The sequence below is a fragment of the Olleya sp. 1-3 genome (assembly GCF_002836085.1).
Taxonomy (GTDB): Bacteria; Bacteroidota; Bacteroidia; order Flavobacteriales; family Flavobacteriaceae; genus Olleya; species Olleya namhaensis.
Genome location: NZ_PJBW01000003.1, coordinates 257,524 through 264,419, shown reverse-complemented (window position 1 = coordinate 264,419; position 6,896 = coordinate 257,524). Strand labels below are relative to the sequence as shown.

The window sequence follows — 6,896 nt, the reverse complement described above, 5'->3', positions numbered from 1 at the left end:
TGTTCCTTTGTTTTCCCAAGTACAGGTTGTGTTGCTGTAAGTAAAATTATCCCAACAATTTGTTGCAGTCGGCATGTCTTGTCTTGTTACTGTTACTGTAGCATTTGCGGTATCTGTATTAGAATTAATATCGGTTACAGTTAAAGTAATCACATTGTTACCAATGTCAGAACAGTCAAAAGTATCTTTTGATAAAGTAAAATTAGCTATTGAGCAATTATCTGAAGATCCATTGTTAATAGCGCTAGGCGTAATTGTAGCATTACCAGAATTATCTAATTGAATTGTAATATTTTGGGTTTCGGCATTTGGATTTATGGTGTCTGCAATAATATTTATACTAAACGACGCTGTTTTTGTGTTACCTGAAGTATCAGTGACTTGATAGCTTATAGTAGTATTGCCAACAGGAAATGTGTCACCACTGTTTAATCCGGTAGAATCTGTTCTGATTACAGTTAAAGAGTTATCACAGTTATCCGTTGCGGTCGGGGAGTTCCAAGTTGGATTATTGTTCCCACATGATAGCGATATATTGCTAGGTATGTTTATTAAATCTGGTTTAATTTGATCAAGTACCGTTACTAGTGCGGTACAGGTGTCTGTTTGATTGTCAGCATCGGTAACCGTTAGAGTCACACTCACAGGAGTACCAATATCGTTGCAATCAAAAGAATTAATATCAATGCTGTAATTGGTAATTGCAACATCATCTGTAGAGCCTCCATCAATATCTCCAGCAACAATTGAGGCATTTCCAGTGGAATCTAATTGGATATTTATGTTTTGACATAAAGCGGTTGGGGGAGTGGAACTAGAGGCTTGATCAGAAGTTATTGATAATTTGTCAATAGAGATATCTCCAGACCATCCGCTAGAGGCATCAGAATCGGTAGTAGCACTAAACCTTAGTTTAATTGTTTGATTATCAAAAGTGGATAAATCTACATTTTGTGTTTTCCAAGCATCTGTATGGCTAACTTGCTTGCTTCCTGCTAGTGTATAGGTATCTAATGTTATGTAATTGGCTCCGTTATCAGTGCTTATATCCACAGTTAAAACACCAATATTTGTTCCATACATATGATAGTCGAAAGCTATTGAAGCATTTTCTCTGCCTGTAAAGTCTAAGCATGGACTAATTAATCTAGCTATTTTACTAGGGAAATTAGGATTTGAAGCTTCTGTATATAAAAAATAAGATCCGTCAGATGCTGTAGATGGGCCAGTCTCTGAAGAAGGTGTTGAGTTTCCATCGGTTTCTTCTTGTTTGTTTGTCCAATTAAAATCGTCAGTAGTATCTTGTGTCCATAATCCTAAAGTGTTTTCAAAACTTTCAGAATACGGGAAACTAGTAATAGAACTACCTGTACAAGGGACAGGGGATGAGGTTGTGAATTTTTCTATTGTAGAGTAACTAGATGTTGATGTGCTGCAACGTGTTCTAACTCTTACGTCATATTGTGTAGTATGTGATAAACCGGCTATTTGGTAGCTGTTAGTTGTAAGATTTGTAACGGTAGTCCATCCGGTAGATCCTGAACCTGTTTCTCTATACCTAATGTCGTAATTGGCAGAAGCTACAGCGTCCCAATCAATTCTTGCGCTTACCGTTGTTATGTCTGATACTGCAACATTTGTTGGTACAGTAGTCATACATGGTGTGTTAACACTTATTATTTTAAAATCATCAATAAAAAAACCATCATTTGTTGTTGAATAATTTTCGTTAACATTTTGACCATCTGTCCTAAAGTTAAATCTTATTTTAACGTTATTGGAGTTTTTTAAAGATGAATAATTGGAGTTATCAATACTAATTTCTTCCATAATCCAATTATCCAATTGATCTCCATCATAAACCTGACCGCTACTGTTGGCTTGGAAATTAGCATAAGTAGGACTTTTGTTATCATGACTTGTAGTTGAGCTTGTGGCATTAGGTTTAGTGTAATTACCGCATAATGGAATCCAACTACTTCCACCATCGGGAGATCCGAGTATTTCAACAAAATCATAATTTCTTTCGATATCCCATTTTGAATAAAATTGAATAATTATTTCATTTGAATCTGTAAAGTCATAATTATTAGTTGTTGTTAATGTTTTAGTTGCACTGTTGCTGTAAGTTCCGGTACTTAAAGCATTATTTCCAGAATAAGCATCCGTTGTTGTGTTGTTCCATCCTCCAGTTTGTGTCCAGCCTGTTAGTCCATTAGTGTCGGGTTGGTGATCAAATAATAGGGTAGGTTGATAGTGTTTTTCGTAATTTGCTTCGTAAATAACACCATCATCATTTGATAGTTTTACGTTATATGCTATAGTTTCATTAACAGTAATAGCTGGGTTTAAGTCCAAACTAATACTTACTGTACGCTGTCCAAGAACAGGTATTCCTGATTCGGTTACAGGAGAAGGAGTACTTGTTATGTTTGATGATATAGGAGTAACGGTTACCGTAAAATTACTTGCAGTTTGACCAATACGCTCGATACCAAAGTCTAAAGTACTACCAATTGCATTGGTAATATTACTTTGTGTTAAATCGTGTAGTTTTGCATATTTACCACCGTAATAAGCTGTCGCTAATGATATACGCATAGAGTTTTGTGCTATTGGTACAATAGTAGATGGTGTTGGCCAAAAGCCTTCACCACCATGTTCTGGAGTTGTTGCTATAATTCCTTGACCAGAACCTGTAGATCCATTGTTGTCAGGATTTCCACCCATCATCCAGTCATCAGGTAAACCATTTGACTCATAAAAAATAGTAGCACCATAAAGGTATCTATTATATCTAGTCATTTCTTCATGCCATTTGTAGTACTCGTCTTCACGACCAGAACTTAAAGAAGGTACGCCACCATAAGGATGCGGAACGGAATTAGCAAAGGAATGATTCCAAACTGCAGATTTAATTTGGTGCTTATCTATAAAATCCACCATTATTTGTGTCTCAGGTTCAGATTCTGGACTTGTTCCTCTGTACGTTCCGTTTGTTGTAGTTCCTGAAGACCCAATGTTATTATAGCCCCAGAAATAATCAAAATTTCTATTTAAATCAACACCTCTATTAGTTGAAGTGTTTGTGTTTCCTCCTGTATTTGGTCTTAAGTTTTTACGCTGCATACCTCCTCCGTTTGGATTAAGGTATTCGTTCCATCTTAGTCCGTCAGGATTGACTACGGGGACAAAATATAGTTCGTTATTATCTACAAGTTCTTTAATGGCAGGGTCTGTACTATAGTTTTCTATAATGTACCACATAAAGTAAATGTTATTCATTAATGCACTAACCTCTCTAGAGTGGATCATGGATGTATACAACATCTGTGGTTTAGTGTTTTCGGGTGTTGTACTTTGGTCTCCTGTTATTCTTATATACCACACTGTTGATGGTTGAAAATCAGTGCCAGGACCATTAACATTACCATATGTTTTTTGATTAGTTGAAGAGGCATTTGCTTTTTGAGAAACAATGTTGAGTCCATTAGATTGCGAATAAGCATACATTTGATCTAATTCACTTTGCATTTCGCTATAAGTTAAGCAACCACCCATAGATCCTAATTCAAAATTTTGAGGCGTTACCCAATTTATTTCGTCACAATCTGTATACTGTATAATATTGTCATGAATAAGACTTGATACAGATCTATTTTGTGTATTAGAGATTCTAGATTTAGCTTGTACTTTTTGACGGCGCAATTCTGCTTTAGCTTGAGGAAGATCTTTTATCGCTCTGTTTGCGTAAAATTTGGTAAGATCATCAATTTCTACAGTATAAGAAATATTATTTTTTTTAAGACTCTGTAGTTCCGTTTCAGATAATTCAATTATTAAATTGTCATCTTCATTTTTAGATCCACAACTTAAATCAATTCCTTGAGCTGCTATTGTATGTACAATACGTTCAGTTGGATTGTTAATTTTGATTCTAGAATGTTTGTCTTGCGAAAAAGAAGTCTGTACTATGGTGAATAATAGTAAAAAAGTAAAAGTAATTTTATTCATAGTAATTAGATTAGGGAATCTGAAATAGATTTACGAGATCTAGTGTGTTTAGTTAGACCGCTAAACTAATTAAAATATACTGAAAAACATCCTTAAAACGCATAAAAATACGATAAACTGTAATTTGTACTCGTATTTAATTGTTATTCAGTAATTTATGAAAAGCATTTTTTACCGATTAAGTGTATTATTTTTGAGTTTAGAGCAAAAAAAAGACTTACAATTGTAAGTCTTTCTTGTAGCGAGAACGAGATTTGAACTCGTGACCTCTGGGTTATGAATCCAACGCTCTAACCAACTGAGCTACCTCGCCATATTTTTTGAGAGTGCAAATATATAAACAATATTGATGTGTGCAAACATAATTGTAAAAATAAATTTTTTTTTAAAATGTTTTCTAAACTTATTAATTAATGTATATATTGGACTAATTAAAAAACACAAGATTACAATTAAATGGAAGATAAAATAAAGTACGAAATGGAGTTTGTTGTCCACGCTTCTCCATCATTACTATACCAATATATATCTACGCCTTCAGGGTTGTCAGAGTGGTTTGCAGACAATGTAAATTCGCGAGGAGAGCTTTTCAAGTTTATATGGGATGGATCTGAAGAACAAGCTAAATTACTAACAAAAAAATCAGGAGAACGCATTAAATTTAGATGGTTAGTGGATGAAGACGCGCCATATTATTTTGAAATCAAGATTCAAGTAGACGAAATAACTAAAGATGTTTCAATTATTGTAACAGATTTTGCAGAAGAAGATGAAGTAGAGGAAGCTAAAATGCTTTGGACAAATCAGATTTCAGATTTAAAACAAGTTATAGGTTCTGCTTAAAAATAAATACATTTAAAGTATATTTGTCCCATTGAAAAATGGGACTTTTTTTATGATAAATTTTAACGGAATACTTCAAGAAGATAATACAGTAATCTCTAACAATAATCGTGGTTACTCATACGGTGATGGACTTTTTGAAACCATCAAAGCGGTACATGGTAAATTATTATTTTTTGAAGATCATTATTTTAGGTTAATGGCGTCTATGCGAATATTACGTATGGAAATTCCGATGAACTTTACAATGGAGTTTTTAGAAGCGCAAATTAAGTGCACTTTAGAGGCTAATAATTTATTGTCACAATCTGGTCGTGTTAAAATACAAATTGATAGAGTAGAAGGTGGATTATATTTACCAGAGTCTAATGATGTTAATTTTATTATTAGTGTTAAAGCTATTGATGAGGATTTTTATCTTTTAAATGAAGACAAATACGAAGTAGACCTTTATAAGGATCATTATTTATCGCCAAGTTTAATGTCTACGCTTAAGTCTAACAATAAAGTGATAAACGTTATTGGAAGTATCTATGCTAAAGAGAATAGATTAGATAATTGTCTACTAATAAATACTAATAAAAGTGTTGTAGAAGCGCTTAATGGTAATTTGTTTTTGGTAAAAGGGACTACAATCAAAACGCCACCTTTGTCTGATGGCTGTCTTAAAGGTATTTTAAGAAAGCAAATCATGGAAATTATTAAATTACTTCCTGATTACAGTTTAGAAGAAACATCAATCTCTCCTTTTGAATTACAAAAAGCTGACGAATTATTTACTACTAATGTTATAAAAGGTATTCAGTCCATAACAAAGTATAGAAAAAAAGAATTTAAAAATGATGTAGCAAAAATGTTACTTCAAAAGTTAAATGTAAAAGTAAGGTTAGGCTAATATTAGTTTAATTATAGCTTGGGTTTTCTGGTGCATTAGACCAAATAGAATAATCACCACCTAACTCGACCATTTTTTCTTTCCAGAAGGTTTCGTAGCTTTTTTCTATAATATCTTTTTTGTAGGTGTTTTTAGTAACCACCCACGCATTTGATTTTAATTCGGTTTCTAACTGGTTACTATCCCAACCGGAATAGCCTAAAAAGAATTTGATGTCGTTTGTAGTTATTTTATTTTCTGCAATAAGATCAGCTACAATATTAAAATCACCACCCCAATATATACCTAAGGATATCTCTACGCTATTTGGTATTAAATCAGGACGTTTGTGTATAAAGTATAGGTTGTCTTGTTCTACAGGTCCACCATTGTAGACTTTAAAAGACGCGTCTAATTCTGGTATTAGATCACTAATAGTGTAGTTTAAGGGCTTGTTTAAAATAAAACCAATAGCACCCTCTGCATTATAATCAGTTAGTAGTACTATTGATCTATTAAAAGAGACATCTCCAATAATAGAAGGCTCTGCAATTAATAAGTCACCCTTTTTTGGTTTGGTTGTAGTCATTTTAAAAGGATTTGTTTTTTAAATGTAGCATATATTTATGTAATACACAATAATAAATGCTATATAAAATAAAAAAAGCCTTCATTTCTGAAGGCTTTTTGAAGTTATTTTAAACAAATACTAGTTTACAGCATTTGCTAAATCAGAACCAGCTTTAAACTTTACAACGTTTTTAGCTTTGATTTTGATAGTTTTTCCAGTTTGAGGATTTCTTCCGTCTCTAGCAGCTCTTTTAGATACTGACCAAGAACCAAAACCTACTAAAGAAACTCTGTTACCTTTTTGTAACGCTCCTTCTATTTCGATTAACGCACATTCTAAAGCTTTCTTAGAAGCTGCTTTAGTAATTCCTGCGTGTTCTGCCATTGCATCGATTAAATCTGTTTTGTTCATAATTTTAATTTTTATTATTAATAAATAGTTGATTAACAGTTTTTGTTAAATCCTTTTACAAATTTATACGGATTATGCTACTATGCAAGTAATAGCAAGGGAAATGCGTTGATTTGTTAATAACTTTTGACATTTGTTAATAAAGACACTTGTTTTTTTGTGTTTTATAACAATATCAATGAT

The 6,896-nt window shown here is 32.9% G+C and carries 5 protein-coding genes and 1 tRNA gene; 2 read left to right on the top strand and 4 right to left on the bottom strand.

What is annotated here, in order from left to right:
* Together CXF54_RS05225 and CXF54_RS05220 are read right to left on the bottom strand one after the other, a co-directional pair.
* On the bottom strand, nt 1-4,014 hold a 4,014-nt coding region (locus CXF54_RS05225; protein ID WP_157823397.1), incomplete at its 3' end, for a M14 family zinc carboxypeptidase.
* A 239-nt stretch (nt 4,015-4,253) separates the two neighbouring features.
* Nucleotides 4,254-4,327, bottom strand: a tRNA-Met gene (locus CXF54_RS05220).
* Nucleotides 4,328-4,470: 143 nt separating this feature from the next.
* Between CXF54_RS05220 and CXF54_RS05215 the strand changes: the two genes are divergently transcribed.
* Both CXF54_RS05215 and CXF54_RS05210 read left to right on the top strand, forming a co-directional pair.
* A complete protein-coding gene (locus CXF54_RS05215; RefSeq protein ID WP_090840647.1) occupies nt 4,471-4,857 on the top strand; it encodes an START-like domain-containing protein in 387 nt (128 codons plus the stop codon).
* A 52-nt stretch (nt 4,858-4,909) separates the two neighbouring features.
* Nucleotides 4,910-5,752 (top strand): aminotransferase class IV, encoded by an 843-nt coding sequence (locus CXF54_RS05210; RefSeq protein WP_101202719.1) that lies wholly within the window; start codon nt 4,910-4,912, stop codon nt 5,750-5,752.
* Nucleotides 5,753-5,759: 7 nt separating this feature from the next.
* On the opposite strand, the gene CXF54_RS05205 is transcribed toward CXF54_RS05210, so the two are convergent.
* Together CXF54_RS05205 and CXF54_RS05200 are read right to left on the bottom strand one after the other, a co-directional pair.
* Nucleotides 5,760-6,320, bottom strand: a complete 561-nt coding sequence (locus CXF54_RS05205) for a YqgE/AlgH family protein (RefSeq protein WP_101202718.1) — start codon at nt 6,318-6,320, stop codon at nt 5,760-5,762.
* Nucleotides 6,321-6,440: 120 nt separating this feature from the next.
* Nucleotides 6,441-6,713, bottom strand: coding sequence for an HU family DNA-binding protein (locus CXF54_RS05200; protein WP_090840641.1), 273 nt, complete (start codon nt 6,711-6,713; stop codon nt 6,441-6,443).
* Between the last annotated feature and the right edge of the window lie 183 nt (nt 6,714-6,896).

Coding starts and splice junctions, on each gene's coding strand:
- CXF54_RS05215 (WP_090840647.1), top strand. CDS start 4,471: ATGGAAGATAAAATAAAGTACGAAATGGAGTTTGTTGTCCACGCTTCT.
- CXF54_RS05210 (WP_101202719.1), top strand. CDS start 4,910: ATGATAAATTTTAACGGAATACTTCAAGAAGATAATACAGTAATCTCT.
- CXF54_RS05205 (WP_101202718.1), bottom strand. CDS start 6,320: ATGACTACAACCAAACCAAAAAAGGGTGACTTATTAATTGCAGAGCCT.
- CXF54_RS05200 (WP_090840641.1), bottom strand. CDS start 6,713: ATGAACAAAACAGATTTAATCGATGCAATGGCAGAACACGCAGGAATT.